Origin of the sequence: Paracoccus sphaerophysae, from assembly GCF_000763805.1 — a bacterium.
In the GTDB taxonomy this organism is placed as follows: domain Bacteria; phylum Pseudomonadota; class Alphaproteobacteria; order Rhodobacterales; family Rhodobacteraceae; genus Paracoccus; species Paracoccus sphaerophysae.
Map to the genome: position 1 here is coordinate 1 of NZ_JRKS01000011.1, position 24,740 is coordinate 24,740.

A 24,740-nucleotide genomic window follows, 5' to 3' on the forward strand; every position below is an offset into this window, starting at 1 on the left:
TGTCATTTTCTTTTTTTTTTTTTTTAAAAGGAAAAAGCGGCCAACCGTGTTCCCCTTTGTTCGGGGGGGCGGGGAGATGTAAAAAAGAGACAGGACCCCCCCCGCCATAACCCCGTGCAGGACGTGACCCCCGAAGAAGCCGAGCGCAACAAGCGTCTGATGGGCAAGAACCAGGCCCAGCAGGCCGGCAAGCAGCCGGACGACATTCCCGGCGCCGATCCGGCGGTGAAGGCGCCCGATCCGGGTAAGGCGACCGACTAGGCGGGGAATTTACGGCGAACCGAGCGTCAGCCGCGCGCGGCGGCGTCCCGCCATTCCTGCCATGTCAGCCAGATCACCACGGCGTCCAGCGCCGACAGCGCCAGCATCGCCGGCGATCCGGTCAGCGTCCAGCGGTGCAGCTGATACGCCACGAAGCCCGCAAAGACCGCGATGGCCAGCGGATAGGCGGCCGCCACGCGCCGCGCCAGCAGCGCCACCACCGCCAGCTTGAGCAGCCCGTGGCCGAGCAGATAGACCGCGTAGAAATGCTGGCTGCCCGCATCCAGATGACCCATCGCCGCCAGCACCCGGCGGGCGAGCGGGTCCGAGGGGTCCTCGACCAGTTCCGCCTGCGTCAGCCAGTGCAGCCAGCCCTGGAATCGCGCGTCAGGCGTCGCCAGCAGCGCCAAGCCGGCCGCGGTCTCGATCGACGCAAACACCGCCTTGGCCGCGATGCCCAGTTCGAACAGCCGGTGCAGCAGCCCGCGGTCGGCCGCCAGGTGGCGCATCAGTCGGTGCCGCGATAGGGCTCGACATATTGCAGGGCCATGTCCCACGGGAAGAAGATCCACGTGTCCTGGCTGACCTCGGTGATGTAGGTCTCGACCATCGGCTGGCCCTTGGGCTTGGCGTAGACGGTGGCGAAATGCGCGCGGGGATACATCTGTCGCACCAGTTCCAGCGTGCGGCCGCTGTCGACTAGGTCATCGACGACCAGCACGCCTTCTCCGTCGCCCATCATCGCCGGGTCGGGGGATTTCAGCACCACCAGCTCGCCCTGGATGCCCTTGTCGCCGTCGCCCTTGTAGGACTTGATCGAGATCGTGTCGATCGTGCGGATGTCCAGCTCGCGCGCCACGATCATCGCCGGCACCATGCCGCCGCGGGTGATCGCCACCACGGCGCGCCATTCGCCGCCGCCCGGGGCTTCCTTGTCCTGCAGCCGCCAGGCCAGCGCGCGGGCGTCGCGGTGCAGCTGGTCCCAGCTGACGTGAAAGCCGCGTTCATGCGGCAGGCGGTCGGAAGCGGGGCGGGCCATGGGCAAGTCCTCGGGCTGTCAGTGGCGGACGATCAGGGACACCCCTAGCGCACCGATCAGCGCCCCGGCAATGCGGTCGATCCAGGTCCTGGCGGCGATATAGCGCCGCCGCACCGGGCCGGTCGCCATCAGCGTGGTGACGGCGGCATAGAAGGTGACCTCGACGGTCAGCGCGACCAGATAGATCGCCAGCGCCGCGATGCCGTGCAGAGCCGGGAAGATCGACAGCAGGACGCTGCCATAGAACAGCGCCGGCTTGGGGTTCGACAGGTTCAGCGCCATGCCGCGCAGAAAGCCGGGGCCGGTGACCGTCTCGCCGTCCATCGCCAGCGGATCGGCGGCATGGCGCAGCATCTGGACGGCGACCCAGACCAGATAGGCGCCGCCGAGGATCTTCATCAGCAGGTAAAGCTGCGGCACGACGCGGAACAGCGCGCTGAGGCCGAAGACCGCGAACAGGCACCACAGCGAGGCGCCGACCGCCAGCCCCATCGCATAGGGCATCGACGCCGCCCGCCCGCGCGCGGCGGCCGAGCGGCTGGCGGCGATGATCGCGGGGCCGGGCGACAGGATCGCCACCGCCATCGTGCTGACGAACAGCACGACCTGGGGCAGGGTGATCCCGTCCATCCGTTACTCGGCGGCCTTGCGGTTGGTCACCGCGTCGATGTCGGGCGCGTCCACGGCCTTCATGCCGACGACGTGATAACCGGCGTCGACGTGGTGGGTTTCGCCCGTCACGCCCGAGCCGAGGTCGGACAGCAGATACAGCGCCGACTTGCCCACATCCTCGGTCGTGACGTTGCGGCGCAGGGGCGAATTCAGCTCGTTCCACTTCAGGATATAGCGGAAATCGCCGATCCCCGAGGCTGCCAGCGTCTTGATCGGCCCGGCCGAGATGGCGTTGACGCGAATCCCGTCCTTGCCCAGATCCTCGGCCAGATAGCGCACCGACGCCTCGAGCGCGGCCTTGGCGACGCCCATGACGTTGTAATGCGGCATGACCCGCTCGGCGCCGTAATAGGTCAGGGTCAGCAGCGCCCCGCCCTCGGGCATCATCGCGGCGGCGCGTTGGGCGACGGCGGTGAAGGAATAGACAGAAATGTCCATCGTCATCAGGAAGTTGTCGCGGCTGGTATCGACATAGCGGCCGCGCAGCTCCTCCTTGTCGGAAAAGCTAATCGCGTGAACCAGGAAGTCCAGCCTGCCCCAGCGGCCCTGCAGATCGGCGAACAGCGCATCGACCGACGCCATGTCGGCCACGTCACAGGGCAGCACGATGTCCGAGCCGAGCTGGGCGGCCAGCGGCTCGACCCGCTTCTTCAGCGCCTCGCCCTGATACGAGAACGCCAGTTCGGCACCCTGCTCGGCCAGCGCGCGGGCGATTCCCCAGGCGATGGACTTGTCGTTGGCCAGGCCCATGATCAGCCCGCGCCTGCCTGCCATCAGCCCGTTCGAATTGCGCTCGCTTGACATGGATCGATCCCCGCGTTCTCAACCTGGCCGAGAATTAGGCCAAAGCCCGGAGGGAATCAAGATGACCGACCGCAGCGGAATTTTCGCCGGCGACGATCCCTTTGCGCTGGCGCAGCGGTGGCTGGACGAGGCGACCGCGACCGAGCCGAACGATCCGAACGCGATCGCGCTGGCCACGGTGGATGCCGAGGGGATGCCCGACGCCCGCATGGTGCTGCTGAAGGAAATCGAGCCCGGGCCGGACGGCGCCTTCCTGTTCTATACCAATTACGACAGCGCCAAGGGCCAGCAGATCGCCGCCACCGGCGTTGCAGCCTTCGTCATGCACTGGAAATCCCTGCGCCGTCAGGTCCGTGTGCGTGGCACGGCAAGCCGCGAAGAGGGGCCGCAGGCGGACGAATACTACGCCAGCCGCGCGCTGCAGTCCCGGATCGGCGCCTGGTCCAGCCGGCAAAGCCAGCCGCTGGACAGCCGCGGCACGCTGATGGCCGAGGTGGCCCGGCAAGGGCTGCGGCACGGCCTGAACCCGGCGCGACCGCCTTTCTGGGGCGGGTTCCGGCTGGTCCCCGTGCAGATCGAGTTCTGGGCGGATGGCGCGTTCCGGCTGCACGACCGCTTTCGTTGGACGCGGCGTAACGCGGCGGACGGCTGGGACGTATGCAGGTTGCAACCGTAAGGCGAAGCGTTGTTATATGTGCAGGCTTTTGTTCGGCGGTGCTCATTGGCGCCGCGGTGTCGGAATTCAAGGCTGACATCCGTAGTTTATACGAGTTGACGTAGCGGAAGTTTGTGAGCAGGTTTGCACTTTCGCTGCCGTGGATACTTTCTCCGCGGACGTTGGCCTAAAAGGAAGAAAATGAGCGGCGACATCCCCGAGCTCAGCGAGACCGTTCAGGGTCAGATCAAGTGGTTCGATCCCGTCAAGGGCTTCGGCTTCCTGGCCGATTCGCTCGGCGGCCCGGACGTGCTGCTGCACGCCAATGTCCTGCAAAGCTTCGGGCAAAGCTCGATCGCCGACGGCGCGCTGGTCTCGGTCCGCGCCGTGTCGACGCCGCGCGGGCGCCAGGCCGCGGCGGTGCTGTCGATCCAGCCGCCGCCATGCTCCGGGCAGGCGCCCATTCCCGACCTGTCCGCGGTTCCCAAGGACACGCTCGACACGCTGCCGCTGCTGCCGGCGCGGGTCAAATGGTTCGACAAGGCCAAGGGTTTTGGCTTTGCCAATGTGTTCGGCCAGCGTGGCGACGTCTTCCTGCATGTCGAGGTGCTGCGCCACTGGGGGTTTGCCGACCTGCTGCCCGGCGAGGCGGTCGTGGTGCGGGTGGTTGACGGCCCGCGCGGCTATATCGCGGCGCAGATCCTCGCATGGGACCGCGCCGTCCCGGTTGGCGGGGCAGTCGGCGGCGCGGGCGGCGGCGAGGGCCAGGCCGACGGCGGCCCGGTGCCCGAGGCCGTCGCGGCCGCGCAGCCCGGCGCGCCGGCCCGCGACCCGACCCCTCATCTGCGCGAGGTCGAGTCGCGCCGCCCGGCCGTCAAGGCGCGGGCCGCGGGATGACGGCCCGCCCCCGCATCGCCGCAGCGGCGCTGCTGCTTGCGGCCTGCGCCGCGCCGGCGGCGGGGGCGGCCGAATGTGCGCCGGATCGCGCCGTCCTGACGCCGCCGTCCGGGGAGCGGGTGACCATCACCGTCGAGATCGCCGACGACGCTGCCGAGCGCGCGCAGGGGCTGATGGGCCGAACCGGATTGCCCGAGGGCCACGGCATGCTATTCGTCTATGAATCGGCGCGCCCGGCGAGTTTCTGGATGAAGGACACGCTGATCCCGCTGGACATGCTGTTCTTCGATGACGCGGGCGTCCTGCGCCATGTCCATCCGCAGGCGCGGCCGCTCGATCTGACCCCGGTGCCGGGGGCGGGGCCGGGCGATCCTGACCCCGACCGGCTGCTGGTGCTGGAAATCACCGGCGGGGCTGCGGGGCGGCTCGGCCTCGTCGAGGGCACGGTGCTGTCGCATCCGGCGGTGCCGCAAGCCGCTGCGGCCCGACCCTGCCGCTGACGCGGCGGCGCGGCATGCCCCGCGGGCGGCGAGTTTCGTCTTTCGCCCTGCGGTCCGGCACGATAAAAGATGCCGGTTCGGGGCGTGGCGCAGCCTGGTAGCGCGACGGTTTTGGGTACCGTAGGCCGGAGGTTCGAATCCTCTCGCCCCGACCAGTCCCCTTTCGCGGATGCGGCGCGCGCCGAAGGGCGGAGCCTTGGCCGCAAGAAAAGACTGGCCCGTTTCGGTACCGGGCAGGGACCGCGGGCCCGCCGCTGACGCATTACCGGCGGACGACCCGCCACCAGAAGGACGATCATGACCGCAGAACCGCGCATCATCACCACCACCGACGACCTCGCCGCATTCTGCGAACTGGCCAAGGCCCAGCCCTATGTCACGCTCGACACCGAATTCCTGCGCGAGCGGACCTATTATTCCAAGCTGTGCCTGATCCAGATGGCGCTGCCGCCGGCCTCGGGGCCCAAGGCGCAGGGCGGGCCCGCGGCGCTGATCGACCCGCTGGCCGAGGGGCTGTCGCTGGAGCCGCTCTACGACCTGTTCCGCCATACGCCGACGGTCAAGGTCTTTCACGCCGCCCGCCAGGACCTGGAGATCTTCTTCCACGACGCCGGGGTCTTCCCCGATCCGCTGTTCGACACTCAGGTCGCGGCGATGGTCTGCGGCTTTGGCGAGCAGGCGGGCTACGAGACGCTGGTCAAGCGCATCGCCAAGGCGCCGCTGGACAAGTCCTCGCGCTTCACCGACTGGTCGCGCCGGCCGCTGACCCAGGCCCAGGCGGAATACGCGCTGGCCGACGTGACCCATCTGCGGGCGATCTATGAATATCTCAGCGCCCAGCTGGACAAGACCGGGCGAGGCCCGTGGGTGGCCGAGGAAGCCGCTGTGCTTGTCGACCCGGAAACCTACATCGTCCGCCCCGCCGAGGCGTGGGAACGGGTGCGCACCCGCTCCGGCTCGCCGCGGTTTCTGGCGGTGGTGCGCGAACTGGCGCGGTTCCGCGAGGATTACGCCCAGTCGCACGACGTGCCGCGGTCGCGGGTGTTCAAGGACGATGCGCTGATCGAGCTGGCCTCGACCAAGCCGATGACCGACGAGGACCTGTCCAAGTCGCGCCTGCTGCTGCGAGAGGCACGGCGGGGCGAGATCGCGCAGGGCATCCTCGCTGCCGTCAAGGCGGGGGTCGAGGCCTCGGACTTGCCGAAGCCCGCGCCCGAGGAACCGGGGCGGCAGGGCAACGGCGCGCTGTCGGAACTGCTGCGGGTGCTGCTGAAGGCCAAGGCCGACGCGGCGGGCGTGGCGCCGCGGCTGATCGCCTCGGCGTCCGAGCTGGACGCTATCGCCTCGGGCGCGCGCGACCTGCCGGCGCTGTCGGGCTGGCGGGCCGAGGTGTTCGGCAACGACGCGCTGCGGCTGGCGCAGGGGCGCATCGCGCTGTCGGCCAGCGGCGGGTCGATCAAGGTCGTGGCGGTCGGATGACCGCGGCGGGCTGGCCGCTGCGCACGGCCCGCACCCTGATCCGCAGCGCCCGCGCGGACGACCTGCCGGCGCTCTACGCCATCGCCACCCGCCCCGAGGTGGCGCGGATGCTGTTCCTGTTTCGGCCCGGCATGGATGCCGATGACTTTGCCGCGCGATTTCCGCTGGACACGACGACCCCGCCCTTCCGGGCGGTGATCGAGCGGGACGGCGCGGTCGTCGGCTCGATCGGTGTCGGGATCGCTGGACGCGGCGAGCCTGCCGCGCCGATCTGGTATTTTCTCGATCCCGTGGTCGCCGGTGGCGGACTCGGCTCGGAGGTCGTCGTGGGCTTCGCGACCTGGCTGGACCGCGCCGGCATCGGCCCGCTCAGCGCCGACGTCTTTACCGACAACCCCGCCTCCCGCCGGGTGCTCGAGAAGGCCGGGTTCCAGCTGAGCGACGAGGGGATGGGCGTCTCGGCCGCTCGCGCCGCGCCGGCGCCGATCTGGCGGTTCCACCGGGCGGCGGGGTCGCCGGGTTAACCCCGGCCCTCCGGATCGTCGCCGCGGACGCGGATCGCGACCGGGGTGACCAGCCGCTGGATCAGCCACAGCACCAGCATCGCCAGCAGCGTGAGCAGCCCCGCCAGCTTGACGTCGCCCACCCCGCAGCACAGCCCGATCGCGCCGCACAGCCACATCGAGGCCCCCGTCGTCACCCCGCGCACATTGGCGCCGTTGATGACGATGGACCCGGCGGCGAGGAAGGCGACGCCCGAGGTGACCGCCTCGATCAGCGTCAGCGGGTCGATCCGCATCGCCATGTCGGGGTCGCCCTCGAAGCTGGTCAGCTCCATCGCGACGATGGCGAAGGTGGCCGAGGCCAGCGAGATCAGCATATGGGTGCGCAGGCCCGCGGCGCGCGAGTTGACCTCGCGTTCCCAGCCGATCACCCCGCCCAGGATGAGCGCCGACAGCAGCCGCAGCGTCGCGGTGGCGACCGACATGGATTGCATCGGGTCGATGAAATCATGCAGGAAATTAAATGAGATCTTCCTTGTGCGAGGCGGGTCAGCCGCGGGCGGCCTTTTCGTCCAGGCCCGACTGCCCCTCGCGCCGGTCAAGCTCGGCCAGCACCTCGGCCAGCGGCACGTCCCGCGCGGCGAGCATCACCAGCAGGTGATAGATCACGTCCGCGGCCTCGGCGGTCAGCCGGGCGCGGTCGCCGCGGACCGCCTCGATGATCGCCTCGACGGCTTCCTCGCCGAACTTCTCGGCGCATTTCTCGGGGCCGCGGGCCAGCAGCTGCGCGGTCCAGCTGGACGCCGGATCGGCGCCCTTGCGCGCCGTGATGGTCGCGGCGAGGCGAGAGAGCGTGTCGGTCATGCCATCCTCATCGGGATTCCGGCGGCCGCCATATGCGCCTTGGCCTCGCCGATCGTGTAGGTGCCGAAGTGAAAGATCGAGGCAGCGAGGACCGCGCTGGCATGCCCCTCTGTCACGCCCTCGACCAGATGGTCCAGCGTGCCGACCCCGCCCGAGGCGATGACGGGGATGTCCACCGCATCGGCGATGGCGCGGGTCAGGGGCAGGTTGAAGCCGGCGCGGGTGCCGTCGCGGTCCATCGAGGTCAGCAGGATCTCGCCCGCGCCCCTGGCGGCGACGGTGCGGGCGAACTCGACCGCGTCGATGCCGGTCGGCTTGCGGCCGCCATGGGTGAAGATCTCCCACCGGCCCGGCGCGACGGTCTTGGCGTCGATGGCGCAGACGATGCACTGGCTGCCGAAGCGGTCCGCCGCCTGCGCCACCACGTCGGGGTCCGCCACCGCGGCCGAGTTGAACGACACCTTGTCCGCCCCGGCCAGCAGCAGGTCGCGCACGTCGTGGGGGGTGCGCACGCCGCCGCCGACGGTCAGCGGGATGAAGCACTGCTCGGCGGTGCGGGTCACCAGGTCGAACATCGTGCCGCGGTTTTCGTGGGTGGCGTGGATGTCCAGAAAGCACAGCTCGTCGGCGCCGGCAGCGTCATAGGCTGCCGCAGCCGCCACCGGGTCGCCGGCGTCGACCAGATCGACGAAGTTCACGCCCTTGACGACCCGGCCGTCGGCCACGTCAAGGCAGGGAATGATGCGGGTTTTCAGCATGACCGCCTGATAGCCTGCCGCGCGGCCCCGGGGAAGGGGCGGGCTGCCGCGGTCAGCGGCGGATCAGGAACCGGATCGTCGGCCCGTCCTGCTGGACCGCCAGCATCGTATAGCCGTGGTTGCGGGCGTCATGCGGGATGTTGTTGACCGATTGCGGGCAGCTGCTGATGACCTCGAGCACCTGGCCCGAGCTCAGCTGCTCCATCGCCTCGAGCGTGGCGACGGCGGGGTAAGGGCAGGATTCGCCCAGCACGTCCAGCCGGAAATCCGGCACGATCACGGTGTCGTCGGTCATTGCATCGCTTCCTTGAGGGTTGGGGCGGGGGTGGCGGCGCGGCGGCGGAAGAAATGCCGTTCCCACCACAGCACCGCCAGCAGGGACAGGATCAGCAGAAGATAGGTCACGACCAGCCCGCCCGCGGGGCCGAACACCGCCAGCAGGTTGACCTTGTCGAAATCCAGCGCCAGCGCCGGCGCGATGCCGTCCCAGCACCAGGCCAGCAGCGTCGCGCCGATGATGTTGCCCAGCCCGACCCACCAGAAATGCACCTGGCCCTCGACCGCGCGATACATCCAGCCGGTCTCGCAGCCTCCGGCGAGCACGATGCCGAAGCCGAACAGCAGCCCGCCGATCACCGCATTGGGCCCGGCCCACATGATCTTGGGCGCGACGCCCAGCTGGATATAGCTGAAGACGCCGATGGCGCTGACCGCCATGCCCAGGATGATCGCCTTGGCCATGTAGGTGCGGCCGGTGATCCACAGGTCGCGGAAGGCCGAGGTGAAACAGATCTGCGCCCGCTCGATCAGCAGGCCGAAGCCGATCCCGCACAGGATCGCAAAGCCCATCACCGGGGCCACGGCCAGCTGCCAGAGCCCCCAGGCCAGCGCCGGCGCCAGGACCGCCATGCCCAGCCACAGCCGGTTGCGCGCCTGCGCCGCGGTCTGGGTCAGGGGCAGCGCGGCCGACACCTTCTGCAGCTTGATCGGGCTGCGGAACATCGGCAGCAGGGTGAACCGCGCGCCCGCCCATGACCCGGCCGCCGTGGCCAGCGCAAAGAACCAGGCGTGCAGCGAGAATTGCGGGATGCCGGTAAAGAACGCCGCCAGGTTGCAGCCCATCGCCAGCCGCGCGCCGAAGCCGGCGATGATGCCTCCGACAAGCGCCTGCGCGATGCGGGTGCGGTTCTGCGGCCGGCGCAGCTTGACGTTGTTGGCCCACAGCGCGGCGGCAAGGCAGCCGGCGAACATGCCCAGCACCATCACCCCGTCGATCCGGTCCAGCGGCCCGCCCTTAAGGCCGATGACCTTGAAATATCCCCATTCCTCGGGGTGCAGGCCGAACAGCTGCAGCACATGGCCGCCCCAGCGGGTGAATTCGCCGGTCACCGCCCAGAAGGTGCCGGTCAGGCCGAAGTAATAGGCCGACAGCACCCCGGCGGCGATCACCGCGGGCAGGGGGTCCCAGAATCGGACCAGGAAGCGGTCCCGGAATTGCGGCCAATCCATGTCGGCTCCTTGCAGCAGATTGGGGGCAGTAGACCGGGCGGGCCTACCAGCGCAAGACCACGCTGCCCCAGCTCATTCCCCCGCCGATCGCCTCGATCACCACGACGTCGCCCCGGGCAAAGCGGCCCTCGCCGTCGGCGACCGACAGCGCCAGCGGGATCGAGGCGGCCGAGGTGTTGCCGTGATCGGCCACGGTCAGGATCACCTTGTCCATCGGCAGCTGCATCTTCTGCGCGGTGGCCGTGATGATCCGCAGGTTGGCCTGGTGCGGGACCAGCCAGTCCACGTCGGCCGGGGTCAGCCCGGCCTTGTCCAGCGCCCGGTGCGCGGTGGCGGCAAGCTTTTCGACCGCGTGGCGGAAGACGAGATTGCCCTGCATCCGCAGGAACCCCGCCGTGCCGGTGCGGCTGACGCCGCCATCGACATACAGCAGGTCGCGCAGGGTGCCGTCGCTGTTCAGATCAGTGGACAGCACGCCCCGATCCTGGGGCGTGCTCTCGCCTTCGGCCGCCTCGAGGATCACGGCGCCGGCGCCGTCCCCGAACAGCACGCAGGTGCCGCGGTCGGTCCAGTCCATGATCCGGCTAAAGGTTTCCGCCCCGATCACCAACACCCGGTCGGCCTGACCCGAGCGGATCAGCCCGTCCGCGTTCGACAGCGCAAAGACGAAGCCGGCGCAGACCGCCTGCACGTCATAGGCAAAGCCTCGGGTCATCCCTAGCCCCGCCTGCACCATCGTGGCGACGGCGGGAAAGGTCAGGTCGGGGGTCGAGGTGGCGACCACGATCGCGTCGATCTCGCCCGGCTGCATCCCGGCGCGGTCCAGCGCCGCGCGGGCGGCAGCGATGGCCAGGTCCGAGGTGAACTCGCCCTCGGCCGCGAAATGGCGCCGCTCGATCCCGGTTCGGTCGCGGATCCATTCGTCGGTGGTGTCCAGCGTCGCTTCGAATTCGCTGTTCGGGACGATCCGCGCCGGCAGGTAATGGCCGGTGCCGCGGATGACGGAACGCCGGGTCATGCGCTGTCTCCGGTCGGCGCGTGGGTCGCCCCGGGGGCGGGCGCGGCGGCAGCCTGTTCGGCGGCCTGCGCCACCCGGGCCGCGAGCCGTTCGTGAAAGCCGGACTTGGCCAGCTGAAAGGCCAGCTTGATCGCCGCCGACAACCCGGTCGCGTCGGCCGAGCCGTGGGATTTCACCACGGTCCCGTTCAGCCCCAGGAACACCCCGCCATTCACCCGGCGCGGGTCGATCCGCTTTTGCAGCCGCTTCAGCGAGGTCATGGCGAGCAGGGCGGCGAACTTGGACATGATCGAGTTCGCGAACGCCTCCTTGAGGAAATCACCGACCAGCTTGGCGGTCCCTTCGCCGGCCTTCAATGCGATATTGCCGGTGAAGCCATCGGTGACGATCACATCCACGCGGTCGCTCATCAGGTCCGAGCCCTCGACGAAGCCGACATAGTCGAACTGGCCGCGGGGCGCGGCGGCGGCGACAAGCTCCTGCGCCTCCTTCAGTTCGGCGCGGCCCTTGTGCTCTTCGGTGCCGACGTTCAGCAGCCCGACCCTCGGGCGGTCCAGCCCCAGGCCGTTCCGGGCGTAGGACGCGCCCATCAACGCGTATTGCAGCAGATCGGTGGCGTCGGCCTTGATGTCGGCGCCGACGTCCAGCATCACGTTGAACCCGGTCGGATTGCGCGAGGGCCACAGGATCGCGATGGCCGGACGGGCGACGCCGGGCAGCTTGCGCAGCCGCAGCATCGACAGCGCCATCAGCGCGCCGGTATTGCCGCAGCTGACCGCGACCGTCGCCTCGCCGTTGCGAACCGATTCGACGGCGGACCACATCGAGGTGTCCTGGGCCGAGCGGATCACCTGGCTGGGCTTGTCGGTCATCGACACCACGCCGGGAGCATGGCGGATGACGCAGCGGTCGGCTATCTCGCGCCGCCGTCCGATCAGGCGCCGCAATTCGGGTTCGGGCCCGTGCACGATAAACCGGATTTCCGGGTTCTTGTCGCAGCTTTGCTCGATCCCCGCGACGATGGCGGCGGGACCACGGTCGCCCCCCATCGCGTCTACGGAAATCACCACCGTGCCGTCGTGGGCAGGGCGCGATCTGTCAGCCTCAGCAAACCCGGACGTCATCGCACCCAGCCCCGCACCCCGCCAATGACGGGATCAGGCCGCGTCGTCGTCCAGATCGATGTCGTTCGCTTGCGCCACGACTTCACGATCCGCGTAATGGCCGCAGGACGGGCAGACGTGGTGCGGACGCTTGAGTTCGCCGCAGTTCGAACATTCGTTCGGGTTACCGGCAACCAGCGCGTCATGCGAGCGGCGCATGTTGCGACGGGACCGGGTGACTCGGTTCTGAGGGACGGCCATGGGACAACCTTCGGTGGCAAGGGGCGGGGCCAATCAGCTGTCCCGGCCCGGAAATGTTTCGGATCGAACCGGCCAGATACGGCACAACGCGCCGCGCCGCAAGGGTCAAGGCTGAGCGTTTCCGGCAAGGCTCAGTCCTCCTTGCGGGCCAGCATCGCGGCAAGATCGGCGAAGGGACGGCGCGCCTCGGCCTCGGCCTCGCCGCCGGCGTCGGGCAGGGCGGCGCCGGGCGCGCGGGGATACAGCGGCAGCGCGAGCGACAGCGCCTCGACCAGCACGGCGCCGGCGTCGATGGACTGGCCCAAGGGCTCGATCTCGTCATCCGGCATCTCGACGTCGTCGCCCTCGGGCTCGGCGGCGTGGGGGGAATAGACGCGGCGGACATCCTCGGCGATGGCGGTTTCGACGGGGGCGAGCGTCACCACGCAGGGCTGCACCACCCGCGCCGTCAGCCGGGCGGTCAGTTCCCAGGCGTCGTTGCCGGCGGCGGTCACGGTCGCAGTCATCGCTGCCGCGGGCACCGCCTCGATGCCCAGCGCCTCGGCGATGCGGGCGCGCGCGGCAGCGTCGGGTTCCAGGGTCAGCGGGTTCGGCTTGCGCGGGTTCAGATGGGCGACCCGCAGGGGGTGGGAATAGGGGTTGGTAACCATGATCTTGCCTTTTCCCGCAGGGACTTCGCCGTCCATGATCGACATTCTTGAGCGGCGGGTGCGAGTTTGCTAAGCCGTTCGGGCGCCGTCAACCGGCCGGCTGTCCAGGCGGGCAGGGCGGGGCGGCAGAACCCTAGGGCGGAAGGTGTCCCGATGACCACGACCCGGCGTCAGCTGATCGCCCTGACCCTTGCCGTGCCGCTGCTGGCGGGCGCGGGATGCACGCGGATGTTCCGCAACCACGGCTATGTCCCGACCGACGACGACCTGGCGATGGTGGTGGTCGGCCAGACCAACCAGGCCGAGCTGGAAACCCTGATCGGGCGCCCCGGATCGCAGGGTGTGCTGACCGGCTCGGGCTGGTATTACGTCGGCTCGCGCTGGGAACATTACGGCATTAACCCCCCGAAGGAGATCGACCGCCAGGTGGTCGCGATCAGCTTCGACGAGGCCGGGACGGTCACCAATGTCGAACGCTTCGGGCTGGAACGCGGCCGCATCGTGGTGCTGTCGCAGCGGGTGACTGACAGCGGCGTGTCGGGCGCCAGTGTGCTGCGCCAGCTGTTCGCGAATGTCGGCAAGTTCAACCCCGGCCAGATGTTCGACTGATTCGGCTCAGCCCGCGGCCGCCTGATCGGGCACGAAGCGGATCGCCACGCCGTTGATGCAGTAGCGCAGCCCGGTCGGCGGGGGCCCGTCGGGGAAGACGTGCCCCAGATGCGCGTCGCAGCGTTCGCAGGTGACCTCGGTGCGGATCATGCCGTGGCTGCGGTCCACGTGCTCGGCGATCTCGCCGCCGGCGCGCGAAAAGCTGGGCCAGCCGCAATGGCTTTCGAATTTCTGGTCGCCGTCGAACAGCCGCGCCCCGCAGCAGGCGCAGACGTAATGGCCCGGCCCCTTGGGAAAGCCCCGGTGCGAAAACGGCCGCTCGGTCCCGGCCTGCCGCGTCACCCGATAGGTTTCCGGGTCCAGCATCCCCCGCCATTCCGCATCGCTGCGGGTGATCTTTTCGGCCATGTCGCGATCCTCGCTGTTGCGTTATGGTTACAACCTAGGACGAGTTTGAACCTAGGCAAGCCGCGGACCCGCCCCGATCGGGGAACGGCCGCCGCCGACGGGGTGTTTGATCGGCGCGGACTTCTCCGCGGCGCAGGACAGGACGGGCTGTGATGCGAAGCATGCGCAAGGGACGCTGGCTGCTGCGCCTGGCTGCAGGCCCCGACGACCTTCTTGCGGCGCAACGGTTGCGCTGGCTGTGCTTCGTGGGCGATCGCACCGAAGCGCAGGACAGCCTCGCCCTGGACGCCGATGCGCTGGACGCCGTCTGTCAGCATGTGCTGATCGAGGACACCCGCAGCGGCCAGCTGGTCGCCTGTTTCCGGCTGCTGCATCTTACCTCGGGCACGGACATCGACCGCAGCTATTCGGCGCAGTATTACAACCTGTCCGCGCTGCGCGACTTTCCGGCGCCGATGGTGGAACTCGGACGGTTCTGCGTCCACCCGGCTCATTCCGACCCCGACATCCTGCGCCTCGCCTGGGCCGCGCTCACCCAGCATGTCGACGCGGCCGGGGTCGAGCTGCTGTTCGGCTGTTCGTCCTTCCTGGGCACCGACGCCACCCAGCACGAGGACGCCTTCGCCATGCTGCTGGAACGCCACATCGCGCCCAAGCGCTGGCTGCCGCGGGTCAAGGCGCCCGAGGTGTTCCGCTTTGCCCGGCTGCTGCGTCGCCCCGACCCGCGCCGGGCGATGGCCGCGATGCCGCCCTTGCTGCGGACCTACCTGATGATGGGCGGCTGGGTCAGCGACCACGCGGTGATGGACCGCCAGCTGGGCACCATGCACGTCTTCACCGGGGTCGAGATCAAGGCCATCCCCCCCGGCCGGGCCCGCGCCCTGCGCCAGCTTGCCGGCTGAGCTTGCCGCCCCGGCCCCGGCCCGCTAGAAGCCGCGGGTTCAATCGGGGGCAGGGGATGACGGGCTTTTCCTTTACGCTGGAAGCGACCGACGGCCGCGCGCGGTCGGGCCAGATCCGCACCCCGCGCGGGGATGTCCGCACCCCGGCCTTCATGCCCGTGGGCACGGCCGGGACGGTCAAGGCGATGCTGCCCGAAAGCGTCCGCGCGACCGGCGCCGACATCCTGCTGGGCAACACCTATCACCTGATGCTGCGCCCCGGCGCGGAACGGATCGACCGGCTGGGCGGGCTGCACCGCTTCATGAACTGGGACGGGCCGATCCTGACCGACTCGGGCGGCTTCCAGGTGATGAGCCTCGCCGAATTGCGCAAGCTCACCGAGGCGGGCGTGACCTTTTCCAGCCACATCGACGGCTCGCGCCACGTGCTGTCGCCGGAAACCAGCATGGAGATCCAGCGCCTGCTCGGCTCGGACATCGTCATGGCCTTCGACGAATGCCCGGCGCTGCCCGCCACCCACGCGCGCCAGGCCGAGGCGATGCGCCTGTCGATGCGCTGGGCCCAGCGGTCCCGCGACGCCTTCGGCGACCGGCCGGGGCACGCGCTGTTCGGGATCATGCAGGGCGGGGTCGAGCGCGACCTGCGCGCGGAATCCGCGGCCGCTCTGCGCGCCATTGGCTTTGACGGCTACGCGATCGGCGGGCTGGCCGTGGGCGAGGGGCAAGAGGTGATGTTCGGCGTGCTCGATTACGCCACCGACCTGCTGCCCGCGGACCAGCCGCGCTACCTGATGGGCGTCGGCAAGCCCGACGACATCGTGGGCGCGGTGCAGCGCGGGGTGGACATGATGGACTGCGTCCTGCCCTCGCGATCCGGCCGCACGGGGCAGGCGTGGACGCGGCGCGGGCAGGTCAACATCAAGAACGCCCGCCATGCCGACGATCCGCGCCCGCTGGACGAGGATTGCTCGTGCGCGGCCTGCACCGGCTATTCGCGGGCCTATCTGCACCACGTCTTTCGGGCCGGAGAGATGATCTCGGGGATGCTGCTGACCTGGCACAACCTGCATTATTATCAGCAAATCATGCAGGGAATGCGCGATGCGATCACCGGGGGCACGCTGGATGCCTGGGTGGCCGAGTTTCACGCCATGCGCGCGCAGGGGGATATCCCGCCTGTCTGACACGAAACGGCGCCGCCCCCGGCAGGGGACGGCGCCGCCGTGGATGGATGACCGCTCAGATCACCACATGAAATCTTCGGCATCCAGCGAGCGGACGCTGGTATTCTCGATGATCAGCTGGTTGGTGCCCCACTGGAACACGGTGTGGCTGCCCGACTGGACGAGATGGCTGCGCAGTTCGGCCCAGCTGTCCAGCCCGGCAATGCCGCGCAGGTCGATGTCGTCATCGCCGCTTTCGAAATCGCGGATGCGGTCGATGCCATGGGTGAACACGAAACGGTCCGCGCCTTCTCCACCGATCAGAAGATCGTTGTGCGCGCCGCCGTCCAGGACGTCATTGCCCTCGCCGCCGACCAGGCTGTCGCGGCCGTTGTCCCCGCGGATCACATCATCCCCTTCGTGGCCCACAACGTAATCGTTGCCAGCCCCCGCGTGGATGACGTCATTGCCCGACCCGGCAAGGACCTGATCGGCGCCCCAGCCGCCATAGATGGTGTCGTTGCCTTCGCCGGCCGAGATCGTGTCGTTGCCGGCGCCGCCGTCAAGGAAATCGTTTCCGCTTTCATCCGTAAGACGGTCGGCACCGTTGCCGCCCCACAGGCTGTCCTCTCCCTTGCCGCCGGCGATCACGTCGTTGCCGTCCTCGCCGAACAGGCGGTCCTCGTCGTCGCCCCCGTGGATGGTGTCGTTGCCACCGCGGCCATACAGCCGGTCCGCCCCGTCAAATCCGCGGATCAGATCGCCATAGGCTGTGCCGGTCAGCAGGTTCGCGCTGTCGTTGCCATTGATGGTCGCCATTTCACTTACTCCTTGGGTTACGTGAAACTCCAAGCGACATGAGCCCCGGCTGGCACAAAACAAGAGACGTCATGAAAACTTCATGCGGGCCTGGCGCACTCTCGGCGGAAACCTGCCTTGGGGGAAGAAAACCTGCCGCGCGTCCGCCTCATGATCGGGGCGGCCTTCCACGATAGACAGGCAGCGCCCAGCCCCACAGCATGGATCCTGCGCGCAGCAGGAACGTCGCCCCACCACAGGCGACCAGCGCCGCCGGGCGGGGCAGGCCCAGCCACAGCGCGGCAAGCGCGACCAGCGCGCCGCCAAAGGCGGCCGTCAGATACAGTTCGCCCTGTTTCAGGACCAGCGGCACCTCGTTGCCCACCACGTCGCGGACAAGGCCGCCAAAGCAGCCGGTGATCACGCCCGCTATGACGACGATCACGGGCCCGTAGCCCCCGGCCATCGCCACACCGACTCCCGCAGGAACCGCCACCGCCAGCGCCAGCCCATCCAGCCACAGCAGCCAGTTGTAGCGGCTTTCCAGCCGGTGCGCGGTCCAGAACACGGCACACGCCGCCGCGGCAGCGGCCACGACCAGCCCCGGCCGCGCCACCCAGAACACCGGATCGCGCCCCAACACCAGGTCGCGCAGTGTCCCGCCGCCCACGGCCGTCAGCGTCGCCATGAAGATGAAGCCGGTCAGATCCAGCTGCCGGCGGCTGGCCACCAGCGCCCCGGTGATCGCGAAGACCAGCGCCGAAAGGTAATCCAGCCCCCAGATGAGCCCGCTGATGCCGCTCATCCCCGGCTCACTTGAAGGGCGCCATGCCGGCGCGGGCCAGTTCGTCCGCGCGCTCGTTTTCCGGGTGGCCGGCATGGCCCTTGATCCAGGCCCAGGTGACCTGGTGGCGATCGCGCGCCGCATCCAGACGCTGCCACAGATCGGCGTTCTTGACCGGCTTGCGGTCGGCGGTGCGCCAGCCGTTCTTCTTCCAGCCGTGGATCCAGGCGGTGACGCCGTTCTTCACATAGGCGCTGTCGGTGGTCACGGTGATCTCGGTCGGCCGGGTCAGCGCCTCGAGCGCCGAGATCGCCGCCGTCAATTCCATCCGGTTGTTGGTCGTCGCGGGCTCGCCGCCCGACAGTTCCCGTTCCTTGACGACGGTTTCCCCGTCCATGGCGCGCATCAGCACCCCCCAGCCTCCCGGCCCGGGATTGCCGCTGCAGGCCCCGTCGGTCCAGGCGAACAGGGCGGTCATGCGCTTTCGACCGCCAGTTTCAGCCCCAGCGCTGCGAACGAGGCCGCAAAGGCGCGGCGCAACCAGCGCGTCGCGGTGTCGGACGCCATCCGCCGCTGCCGCCCGGTGGCCGCGGGGGCGGCATAGCCGAGGAACGTCAACAGGGTGACAAGGGTAAAACCGAAGCCAAGCTCGATCAGCCTGCCAAGCCCAACCTCGGCCGCGGCCCGGAAGCCCGCGGTAAATCTCCCGCCCAGCGTCGAGCCATAGCCGACACCGATCCCTGGCGAGGTGCACACGATCAGCGCCGTCAGCAGGTAAGCCCAGATCATCCGTTCAACCCCTCGTGGCCCGGCAGCGCCGCAATTCGCTGCAGCCAGCGATTGATCGCCGGAAACAAGGCCATGTCGAACCCGCCACGCGCACCGGCGCTGTGGGTGTAGCCGTAAAGGCAGATGTCGGCGAGGCTGGCCGCCTGGCCGGCCAGCCAGTCGGCGCGGGTCAGCCGCTGCTCCATCAGGGCCAGCGCCGCGTGGCCTCGCTCCAGCAGGTCCGCCATCCGCTCGGGCGTGGCGAGATGGGCGCGCTCGGGATAGCTCCGCAGCGCCGCCCGCACGGCGATCACCGGCTCGTGGCTGTATTGTTCCCAGAACATCCAGCCCAGCATCTGGGCGCGCGTGACAGCATCGGCGGGCCACAAGGCCGTGCCCTCGCCCAGGTAGCAGAGGATTGCATTCGATTCCGCGATGGCGCGGCCGTCGTCCAGTTCCAGCGTCGGCAGCTTGCCATAGGGCAGCACGCCCGCGTCCCTGGCGGCCTGCAGCGCCGGATCGCCGCTTTCCAGATCGACCGTCAGGCATGGGCGCCCCAGCAGCGCCAGCAACAGCCGAACCTTGTAGGAGTTGCCCGACGACGGCATCGAATACAGCTTCATCTTCTTTGTCCAAATATCCCGGGGTCCGGGGCAGCGCCCCGGTCCGGCGCTTCAGCCCTGCGCGGCCTCGCGCAGGACCCGCGGCACCTTGAATTCCACCCGCTCCTGCGCAGTGTCGACGATCTCGACGGTCAGGTCATAGCGGTCGCGGAAGGCGGCGATAACCTCGTCGACCAGCACCTGCGGGGCGCTGGCGCCGGCGGTCACCCCGACCGTGCGGACGCCTTGCAGCGCCCGCCAGTCGATATCCGCCGCCCGCATCACCAGCTGCGCATAATCGCACCCGGCCGCGCGGCCCACCTCGACCAGCCGGCGCGAGTTCGAGGAGTTCGGCGCCCCGATCACCAGCAGCGCCTCGATCCGCCCCGCGATCGCCTTGACCGCGGCCTGGCGGTTGGTCGTCGCATAGCATATGTCGTCCTTGGCGGGGCCGACGATGGCCGGGAACCGCGCCTTCAGCGCCTCGACCACCTGCGCGGTGTCATCGACCGACAGCGTCGTCTGGGTGACCCAGGCGAGCCGGTCGGGGTCGCGCGGGGTGACCTCGGCCACGTCCTCGACCGTCTCGACCAGGATCACCTCGCCCTCGGGCAGCTGGCCCATCGTGCCCAGCACCTCGGGGTGGCCGGCATGGCCGATCATCACCATCTGCAGCCCGGCCTCATGGTGCCGCTCGGCCTCGACATGGACCTTGCTGACCAGGGGGCAGGTGGCGTCGACATAGATCATCTCGCGCCGCGCCGCCTCGGCCGGGACCGATTTCGGCACGCCATGGGCGGAAAAGATCACCGGGCGGTCGTCGGGGACCTCGTCCAGTTCCTCGACGAAGACGGCGCCCTGGTCGCGCAGCCCGTCCACGACGAAGCGGTTGTGGACGATCTCGTGGCGGACATAGACCGGCGCGCCCCATTTCTGCAGCGCGAGTTCCACGATCTGCACGGCCCGGTCCACGCCGGCGCAGAACCCGCGCGGCGCGGCGAGATACAGGGTCAGGGGCGGCTTTTCCGTCATGGGCGCAGGGTTATCGCGCCGGGGCGGGGCTGTCCATGCCGCCGCCCGCCCTGTGCCCAGGCCCCGCAACCTTGACGGCCCCCGTGCCGCTGCGGCATGACCCGGGCGACGCGGACCGGACGGCCGCAGGAACGGGGGACAGATGCAGCAGAACCGCAGCGGATTGCTGGTCATCCTGTCCTCGCCCTCGGGGGCGGGCAAGTCGACCCTGGCCCGGCGGCTGATGGACTGGGACCCGGCGCTCAAGTTCTCGGTCTCGGCGACGACGCGGCCACCGCGCGAGGGCGAGGTCGACGGGCAGGATTACTTCTTCACCGATCCCGCCGGATTCCGCGCCATGGTCGATGCGGGCGAGATGCTGGAACATGCCGAGGTCTTCGGCAATTTCTACGGCACCCCGCGCGGCCCGGTCGAGCTGGCGATGGCCGAGGGGCGGGACACGATCTTTGACGTGGACTGGCAGGGCGGGCAGCAGATCCGGGCCTCGAGCCTCGCGCCGCACGTCGTCTCGATCTTCATCCTGCCGCCCAGCCTGACCGAGCTGGAGCGCCGCCTGCGGGCCCGCGACCAGGACAGCGACGCGGTGATCGCCGGCCGCATGCAGAAAAGCCGCGACGAGATCAGCCACTGGGCCGAATATGATTATGTGCTGGTCAATGACGACCTGGACGCCACCGAAACCGCCCTGCGCGCGATCCTGACGGCCGAACGGCTGCGCCGCGACCGCAGGCCGTCGCTGGGTCCGTTCGTGCGGCGCCTGATGGAGGAGAAGCCGTGATCTGGGAACTGGATGGGATCGCCCCCGACATCGCCGCCGACGCCTGGGTGGCGCCGGACGCGCAGCTGATGGGCCGCGTCGTGCTGGAACCTCAGGCGAGCGTCTGGTGGGGCGCCGTCCTGCGCGGCGACAACGAGGAAATCCGCGTGGGCCCCGGGTCGAACGTGCAGGATGGCTGCGTCTTCCACACCGACCCCGGCTGTCCGCTGACCCTCGGGCGTGACGTCACCGTGGGCCACAAGGCGATCCTGCATGGCTGCACGGTCCATGACGGCGCCCTGATCGGCATGGGCGCCGTGGTGCTGAACCGCGCCGTCATCGGCGCCGGCACCCTGATCGGCGCCGGCGCGCTGATCCCCGAGGGCAAGGAGATCCCGCCCGGCGCTCTGGTCATGGGCGCGCCGGGCAAGGTGGTGCGGATGCTGGACGAGGCCGCGCAAGCCGGGCTGCGTCAGTCCGCGGCGCGCTATCGCGCCAACGCGGCGCGGTTCCGCGCCGGGCTGAGCCGCGTCGACTAGGCACTCACGATGGACAATGCAGCGTTGCAGCAGCTGTGCGAGGCGGTGCCTGTCCCGATGCTGGTCGTGGATGGCGACGCCCGCGTCGTCGTCGCCAACGCGGCCGCCACCGCCATGCTGGGCGAGGCGCTGACCGACCGGCCCTTCGTCACCGTGCTGCGGCAGGCGCTGGTCAATCGCGCGGTCGAACAGGCGCTGGCCGCCGCCGGCAACGGCCCGCCCGCGCGCCTGTCGGTGACGCTCAGCGCCAAGGGCCATGACCGCAACTGCGTCGTTACCGTCACCCCCCTGACGCTGGCCCGCCGGCCGGGGGCAGCGGTGGTGATCGAGGACAGCTCGGGCGTCGAACATGCCGAGCAGATGCGGCGCGACTTCGTCGCCAATGTCAGCCACGAGCTGAAGACGCCGCTGACCGCGCTGATGGGCTTCATCGAGACCCTGCAGGGTCCGGCCCGCAGCGATGCCGCCGCGCGCGACCGTTTCCTGGGGATCATGGAGCGCGAGGCCGGGCGGATGAACCGCCTGATCGGCGACCTGCTGTCGCTGAGCCGTGTCGAGCAGGAGGAGCGCCGCCGGCCGCTGGACCGCGTCGATCTCGCGGCGCTGATCCGGTCGGTCTGCGCGACGCTCGCCCCGGCGGCTGCAGCGGCAGGGGTGTCGCTGGTCCGCATCGGCACCGCCGAGGCGGCCGAGATCGGTGGCGATGCCGACCAGATCCAGCAGGTGCTGCACAACCTGATCGAGAACGCGATCAAGTATGGCAGCAAGGCCGGACAGGGGGGCGAGGTCCGGGTGACGCTGGCCCATGTCCCGCACGAGCCGCTGCTGCGCGGTCCGGGCTGGTCGGTCGAGGTGGCAGATGACGGCGAGGGGATCGACGAGATCCACCTGCCGCGGCTGACCGAGCGCTTCTATCGCGTGGACAACCATCGCTCGCGCGAGAAGGGCGGGACCGGGCTGGGGTTGGCGATCGTCAAGCACATCGTCGCTCGCCACCGCGGCCGGCTGAAGATCGAAAGCACCGCCGGGCAGGGCAGCCGCTTCACCTTCATCCTGCCGGGCTAGGGCCGCACCGGCAAAGGGGGCTTCGCGCCCCCTGAACGCAAGCGTTCACCCCCGCGGGGTATTTGCGACCGCCCGAAGGGGTGGGGCCGGCCCCCCCCTCAGGCGTGATCGGGGACGTCGCCGTGGATCGCGCGGGCGAAGGCCGTGCGATACAGCTGCGACAGGTCCGCCAGCGGCGCGCTGTCGGTGCCCAGCGTGACCCGGTCGCCGCCGAAGCGGCCGACGAGCGTGGCCGGGACGCCCTGGCGGGCGGCAGCCTCGATCAGCGTTTCCGCCTCGGCCGCGGGGCAGGCGAGCAGGTAGCGCGCCTGATCCTCGCCGAACATCGTAGGGATGTCGCCCGCGTCCAACGTGACCCCGATCCCCGCCGCCTCGGCCATTTCGAAGGCCGCGAGCGCGAGCCCGCCGTCGGACAGGTCGGTCGCGGCGCCGATATGGGCGCGATGGGCCAGCAGGAAATCGCCGTTGCGGCGTTCGGCGGCGAGGTCGACCGGCGGGGCGTCGCCGGTCTCGATCCCCCAGGCCTCGGCGGCCAGCGCCGACTGGCCCAGGTGACCCGCCGTCGCCCCGATCAGCAGCGCGACATCGCCGCCGCGCGGTTGGCCGGCGATGATCTGGTCCAGATCGGCGATCAGCCCCACCGCGCCGATGGTCGGCGTGGGCAGGATCGCCTGGCCGTCGGTCTCGTTATACAGCGACACGTTCCCGGACACGATCGGCATGTCCAGCGCCGTGCAGGCCTCGCCGATCCCTTTGATCGCACCGACGAACTGGCCCATGATCTCGGGCTTTTCGGGGTTGCCGAAGTTGAGGTTGTCCGTGGCGGCCAGCGGAGTCGCCCCGCAGGCGACGAGGTTCCGCCACGCCTCGGCCACCGCCTGCCGGCCGCCCTGGACCGGGTTCGCCTTGACGTAACGGGGCGTCACGTCGCTGGTGAAGGCCAGCGCCTTGGTCGTGCCGTGGACCCGCACGACTCCGGCGCCCAGCCCCGGCTTGCGGACCGTGTCGGCGCCGACCTGGGTGTCGTATTGTTCCCAGACCCAAGCCTTGTGGGCATAGCTGGGCGAGCCGATCAGCGCCCTCAGCGCCGCGATCGGGGCGATCTCGGGCAGCGCGGGCAGGGCCGCGGCGGGCGCGGTTTCCACCCACGGCCGGTCGTATTCCGGCGCGTTCGAGGACAGCTTCGACAGCGGCAGGTCGGCCTTGACCGCGTTGCCGTGCAGGATGAGGAAGCGGTCCTCGGCGATGGTCTCGCCGACGATGGCGAAGTCGAGGTCCCATTTCTCGAAGATCGCGCGGGCCTCGGCCTCTTTCTCGGGCTTCAGCACCATCAGCATCCGTTCCTGGGATTCCGACAGCATCATCTCGTAGGCGGTCATCGCGGTTTCGCGCGTGGGCACCCGGTCGAGGTCGAGCCGGATCCCCAAGCCCCCCTTGTCGCCCATCTCGACGGCGGAACAGGTCAGCCCGGCCGCGCCCATGTCCTGGATCGAGATCACCGCGTCGGTCTGCATCAGCTCGAGGCAGGCTTCCAGCAGGCATTTCTCGGTGAAGGGGTCGCCGGCCTGCACGGTCGGGCGCTTATCCTCGATGGTGTCGTCGAACTCGGCCGAGGCCATCGTCGCGCCGCCGACGCCGTCGCGGCCGGTCTTGGCGCCCAGATAGACCACCGGCATCCCCACGCCCGAGGCGGCCGAATAGAAGATGCGGTCGGCATCGGCCAGGCCGGCGGCAAAGGCATTGACCAGACAGTTGCCGTCATAGGCGCGGTGAAAGCGCACCTCGCCCCCGACGTTCGGGACGCCGAAGGCGTTGCCATAGGCGCCGATCCCTTCGACCACGCCCTTGACCAGATGCGCGGTGCGGGGGTGGTCGGGGCGCCCGAAGGACAGCGCGTCCATCGCCGCGATGGGCCGCGCGCCCATGGTGAAGACGTCGCGCAGGATCCCGCCGACGCCGGTCGCCGCGCCCTGATGCGGCTCGATGTATGACGGGTGGTTGTGGCTCTCCATCTTGAAGACCACGGCCTGCCCGTCGCCGATATCCACGACGCCCGCGTTCTCGCCGGGGCCGCAGATCACCTGCGGGCCGGTGGTGGGCAGGGTGCGCAGCCATTTCTTGGAGGATTTGTAGGAACAATGCTCGTTCCACATCGCCGAGAAAATGCCGAGTTCGGTGAAGCTGGGTTCGCGGCCGATGATGTCGAGGATGCGCTGGTATTCGTCGGGCTTCAGCCCGTGGGCGGCGATCAGCTCGTCGGTGATGGTGGGTTCCTGGATCATGTCGCGCGCCCCTCGCTTGGTCCGTCCTTGCGCCGTCTTCTAGTGGCGGGCGCCGGGC

33 protein-coding genes and 1 tRNA gene are annotated in these 24,740 nt (G+C 69.5%); 13 read left to right on the forward strand and 21 right to left on the reverse strand.

Annotation, left to right across the window (positions count from 1 at the left end):
• The first annotated feature begins 123 nt into the window (after positions 1 to 123).
• Complete coding sequence (locus IC63_RS17930; protein ID WP_156965363.1) at positions 124 to 261, forward strand: hypothetical protein; 138 nt, start codon at positions 124 to 126, stop codon at positions 259 to 261.
• A gap of 26 nt (positions 262 to 287) precedes the next feature.
• Here the strand turns inward: IC63_RS17930 and IC63_RS05270 are convergent, their stop codons facing one another.
• From IC63_RS05270 to fabI, 4 genes are read right to left on the reverse strand one after another with little or no spacing between them, the layout of a single operon-like run.
• Positions 288 to 770: a DUF2127 domain-containing protein gene (locus IC63_RS05270; RefSeq protein WP_036717631.1), complete on the reverse strand. Its 483-nt coding sequence runs from the start codon at positions 768 to 770 to the stop codon at positions 288 to 290.
• The gene (gene gpt, locus IC63_RS05275) at positions 770 to 1,300 is read right to left on the reverse strand and encodes a xanthine phosphoribosyltransferase (protein ID WP_036717632.1); all 531 of its coding nucleotides are present in this window, start codon (positions 1,298 to 1,300) and stop codon (positions 770 to 772) included. The genes IC63_RS05270 and gpt overlap by 1 nt, the downstream gene beginning before the upstream one ends.
• Before the next feature lie 18 nt (positions 1,301 to 1,318).
• Positions 1,319 to 1,930 carry a LysE family translocator gene (locus tag IC63_RS05280; RefSeq protein WP_156965364.1) on the reverse strand — a complete coding sequence of 204 codons (612 nt, stop codon included), beginning with the start codon at positions 1,928 to 1,930 and terminating at the stop codon, positions 1,319 to 1,321.
• Between the two features lie 3 nt (positions 1,931 to 1,933).
• Positions 1,934 to 2,776, reverse strand: coding sequence for an enoyl-ACP reductase FabI (gene fabI / locus IC63_RS05285; RefSeq protein WP_036717634.1), 843 nt, complete (start codon positions 2,774 to 2,776; stop codon positions 1,934 to 1,936).
• Between the two features lie 61 nt (positions 2,777 to 2,837).
• On the opposite strand from fabI, the gene pdxH reads away from it, so the two are divergent.
• The 6 genes from pdxH (at position 2,838) to IC63_RS16910 (ending at position 6,831) form a co-directional block, all read left to right on the forward strand.
• Complete coding sequence (pdxH, locus tag IC63_RS05290; protein ID WP_036717636.1) at positions 2,838 to 3,452, forward strand: pyridoxamine 5'-phosphate oxidase; 615 nt, start codon at positions 2,838 to 2,840, stop codon at positions 3,450 to 3,452.
• 180 nt (positions 3,453 to 3,632) lie between these two features.
• Positions 3,633 to 4,328 carry a cold-shock protein gene (locus tag IC63_RS05295; protein WP_084115514.1) on the forward strand — a complete coding sequence of 232 codons (696 nt, stop codon included), beginning with the start codon at positions 3,633 to 3,635 and terminating at the stop codon, positions 4,326 to 4,328.
• The gene (locus tag IC63_RS05300; protein ID WP_036717638.1) at positions 4,325 to 4,828 is read left to right on the forward strand and encodes a DUF192 domain-containing protein; all 504 of its coding nucleotides are present in this window, start codon (positions 4,325 to 4,327) and stop codon (positions 4,826 to 4,828) included. Before IC63_RS05295 ends, IC63_RS05300 begins: the two co-directional genes overlap by 4 nt.
• A 78-nt stretch (positions 4,829 to 4,906) precedes the next feature.
• Positions 4,907 to 4,983: transfer RNA gene (locus IC63_RS05305), tRNA-Pro, on the forward strand.
• A 142-nt stretch (positions 4,984 to 5,125) separates the two neighbouring features.
• Positions 5,126 to 6,307 (forward strand): ribonuclease D, encoded by a 1,182-nt coding sequence (rnd, locus tag IC63_RS05310; RefSeq protein WP_036717642.1) that lies wholly within the window; start codon positions 5,126 to 5,128, stop codon positions 6,305 to 6,307.
• The gene (locus tag IC63_RS16910; RefSeq protein WP_052041903.1) at positions 6,304 to 6,831 is read left to right on the forward strand and encodes a GNAT family N-acetyltransferase; all 528 of its coding nucleotides are present in this window, start codon (positions 6,304 to 6,306) and stop codon (positions 6,829 to 6,831) included. Before rnd ends, IC63_RS16910 begins: the two co-directional genes overlap by 4 nt.
• Here IC63_RS16910 and IC63_RS05320 read toward each other — a convergent pair.
• The 9 genes from IC63_RS05320 to IC63_RS05360 all read right to left on the reverse strand — a co-directional run bounded on the left by IC63_RS05320 (position 6,828) and on the right by IC63_RS05360 (position 13,009).
• Complete coding sequence (locus IC63_RS05320; RefSeq protein ID WP_232222518.1) at positions 6,828 to 7,295, reverse strand: MgtC/SapB family protein; 468 nt, start codon at positions 7,293 to 7,295, stop codon at positions 6,828 to 6,830. The genes IC63_RS16910 and IC63_RS05320 overlap by 4 nt on opposite strands.
• 64 nt (positions 7,296 to 7,359) lie before the next feature.
• Entirely contained in the window at positions 7,360 to 7,674 is a 315-nt protein-coding gene (locus IC63_RS05325; RefSeq protein ID WP_036717645.1) for a phosphoribosyl-ATP diphosphatase, read from the reverse strand.
• Positions 7,671 to 8,432: an imidazole glycerol phosphate synthase subunit HisF gene (gene hisF / locus IC63_RS05330; protein ID WP_036717648.1), complete on the reverse strand. Its 762-nt coding sequence runs from the start codon at positions 8,430 to 8,432 to the stop codon at positions 7,671 to 7,673. The genes IC63_RS05325 and hisF overlap by 4 nt, the downstream gene beginning before the upstream one ends.
• Before the next feature lie 52 nt (positions 8,433 to 8,484).
• The gene (gene yedF, locus IC63_RS05335) at positions 8,485 to 8,727 is read right to left on the reverse strand and encodes a sulfurtransferase-like selenium metabolism protein YedF (RefSeq protein ID WP_036717651.1); all 243 of its coding nucleotides are present in this window, start codon (positions 8,725 to 8,727) and stop codon (positions 8,485 to 8,487) included.
• On the reverse strand, positions 8,724 to 9,941 hold the full coding sequence (yedE, locus tag IC63_RS05340; RefSeq protein ID WP_036717663.1) for a selenium metabolism membrane protein YedE/FdhT: 1,218 nt from the start codon (positions 9,939 to 9,941) through the stop codon (positions 8,724 to 8,726). Before yedE ends, yedF begins: the two co-directional genes overlap by 4 nt.
• 43 nt (positions 9,942 to 9,984) lie before the next feature.
• A complete protein-coding gene (locus IC63_RS05345) occupies positions 9,985 to 10,959 on the reverse strand; it encodes a beta-ketoacyl-ACP synthase III (protein WP_036717665.1) in 975 nt (324 codons plus the stop codon).
• The gene (plsX, locus tag IC63_RS05350) at positions 10,956 to 12,083 is read right to left on the reverse strand and encodes a phosphate acyltransferase PlsX (protein WP_052041905.1); all 1,128 of its coding nucleotides are present in this window, start codon (positions 12,081 to 12,083) and stop codon (positions 10,956 to 10,958) included. Before plsX ends, IC63_RS05345 begins: the two co-directional genes overlap by 4 nt.
• 33 nt (positions 12,084 to 12,116) lie before the next feature.
• Positions 12,117 to 12,323, reverse strand: a complete 207-nt coding sequence (gene rpmF, locus IC63_RS05355) for a 50S ribosomal protein L32 (protein ID WP_036717667.1) — start codon at positions 12,321 to 12,323, stop codon at positions 12,117 to 12,119.
• Positions 12,324 to 12,454: 131 nt separating this feature from the next.
• The gene (locus IC63_RS05360) at positions 12,455 to 13,009 is read right to left on the reverse strand and encodes a YceD family protein (RefSeq protein ID WP_232222519.1); all 555 of its coding nucleotides are present in this window, start codon (positions 13,007 to 13,009) and stop codon (positions 12,455 to 12,457) included.
• Between the two features lie 117 nt (positions 13,010 to 13,126).
• On the opposite strand from IC63_RS05360, the gene IC63_RS05365 reads away from it, so the two are divergent.
• Entirely contained in the window at positions 13,127 to 13,582 is a 456-nt protein-coding gene (locus IC63_RS05365) for an outer membrane protein assembly factor BamE (protein ID WP_036717669.1), read from the forward strand.
• 6 nt (positions 13,583 to 13,588) lie between these two features.
• Here the strand turns inward: IC63_RS05365 and msrB are convergent, their stop codons facing one another.
• Positions 13,589 to 13,990, reverse strand: coding sequence for a peptide-methionine (R)-S-oxide reductase MsrB (gene msrB, locus IC63_RS05370; protein ID WP_036717674.1), 402 nt, complete (start codon positions 13,988 to 13,990; stop codon positions 13,589 to 13,591).
• A 152-nt stretch (positions 13,991 to 14,142) separates the two neighbouring features.
• Between msrB and IC63_RS05375 the strand changes: the two genes are divergently transcribed.
• On the forward strand, positions 14,143 to 14,892 hold the full coding sequence (locus IC63_RS05375) for a GNAT family N-acetyltransferase (RefSeq protein WP_036717675.1): 750 nt from the start codon (positions 14,143 to 14,145) through the stop codon (positions 14,890 to 14,892).
• A 56-nt stretch (positions 14,893 to 14,948) separates the two neighbouring features.
• Complete coding sequence (gene tgt / locus IC63_RS05380; RefSeq protein WP_036717676.1) at positions 14,949 to 16,076, forward strand: tRNA guanosine(34) transglycosylase Tgt; 1,128 nt, start codon at positions 14,949 to 14,951, stop codon at positions 16,074 to 16,076.
• Positions 16,077 to 16,136: 60 nt separating this feature from the next.
• Here tgt and IC63_RS05385 read toward each other — a convergent pair whose 3' ends face one another.
• The 6 genes from IC63_RS05385 to ispH all read right to left on the reverse strand — a co-directional run bounded on the left by IC63_RS05385 (position 16,137) and on the right by ispH (position 20,039).
• On the reverse strand, positions 16,137 to 16,874 hold the full coding sequence (locus IC63_RS05385) for a calcium-binding protein (protein ID WP_036717677.1): 738 nt from the start codon (positions 16,872 to 16,874) through the stop codon (positions 16,137 to 16,139).
• Positions 16,875 to 17,022: 148 nt separating this feature from the next.
• Positions 17,023 to 17,658, reverse strand: a complete 636-nt coding sequence (locus tag IC63_RS05390; RefSeq protein ID WP_198026259.1) for a trimeric intracellular cation channel family protein — start codon at positions 17,656 to 17,658, stop codon at positions 17,023 to 17,025.
• Positions 17,659 to 17,665: 7 nt separating this feature from the next.
• Positions 17,666 to 18,115 carry a ribonuclease HI gene (gene rnhA, locus IC63_RS05395; RefSeq protein WP_036717678.1) on the reverse strand — a complete coding sequence of 150 codons (450 nt, stop codon included), beginning with the start codon at positions 18,113 to 18,115 and terminating at the stop codon, positions 17,666 to 17,668.
• Positions 18,112 to 18,426 (reverse strand): hypothetical protein, encoded by a 315-nt coding sequence (locus IC63_RS05400; RefSeq protein WP_036717679.1) that lies wholly within the window; start codon positions 18,424 to 18,426, stop codon positions 18,112 to 18,114. Before IC63_RS05400 ends, rnhA begins: the two co-directional genes overlap by 4 nt.
• A complete protein-coding gene (locus IC63_RS05405) occupies positions 18,423 to 19,028 on the reverse strand; it encodes a glutathione S-transferase family protein (protein WP_036717680.1) in 606 nt (201 codons plus the stop codon). The genes IC63_RS05400 and IC63_RS05405 overlap by 4 nt, the downstream gene beginning before the upstream one ends.
• A 51-nt stretch (positions 19,029 to 19,079) precedes the next feature.
• Positions 19,080 to 20,039, reverse strand: a complete 960-nt coding sequence (gene ispH / locus IC63_RS05410; RefSeq protein WP_036717681.1) for a 4-hydroxy-3-methylbut-2-enyl diphosphate reductase — start codon at positions 20,037 to 20,039, stop codon at positions 19,080 to 19,082.
• A gap of 142 nt (positions 20,040 to 20,181) precedes the next feature.
• Between ispH and gmk the strand changes: the two genes are divergently transcribed.
• The 3 genes from gmk to IC63_RS05425 are packed head-to-tail and all read left to right on the forward strand — an operon-like array spanning position 20,182 to position 22,400.
• Positions 20,182 to 20,817: a guanylate kinase gene (gene gmk, locus IC63_RS05415; protein ID WP_036717682.1), complete on the forward strand. Its 636-nt coding sequence runs from the start codon at positions 20,182 to 20,184 to the stop codon at positions 20,815 to 20,817.
• On the forward strand, positions 20,814 to 21,335 hold the full coding sequence (locus IC63_RS05420; protein WP_036717683.1) for a gamma carbonic anhydrase family protein: 522 nt from the start codon (positions 20,814 to 20,816) through the stop codon (positions 21,333 to 21,335). Before gmk ends, IC63_RS05420 begins: the two co-directional genes overlap by 4 nt.
• A 9-nt stretch (positions 21,336 to 21,344) precedes the next feature.
• Complete coding sequence (locus IC63_RS05425) at positions 21,345 to 22,400, forward strand: sensor histidine kinase (RefSeq protein ID WP_036717684.1); 1,056 nt, start codon at positions 21,345 to 21,347, stop codon at positions 22,398 to 22,400.
• 98 nt (positions 22,401 to 22,498) lie between these two features.
• Here the strand turns inward: IC63_RS05425 and purL are convergent, their stop codons facing one another.
• Positions 22,499 to 24,679 (reverse strand): phosphoribosylformylglycinamidine synthase subunit PurL, encoded by a 2,181-nt coding sequence (gene purL, locus IC63_RS05430; protein WP_036717750.1) that lies wholly within the window; start codon positions 24,677 to 24,679, stop codon positions 22,499 to 22,501.
• Positions 24,680 to 24,740: the final 61 nt, after the last annotated feature.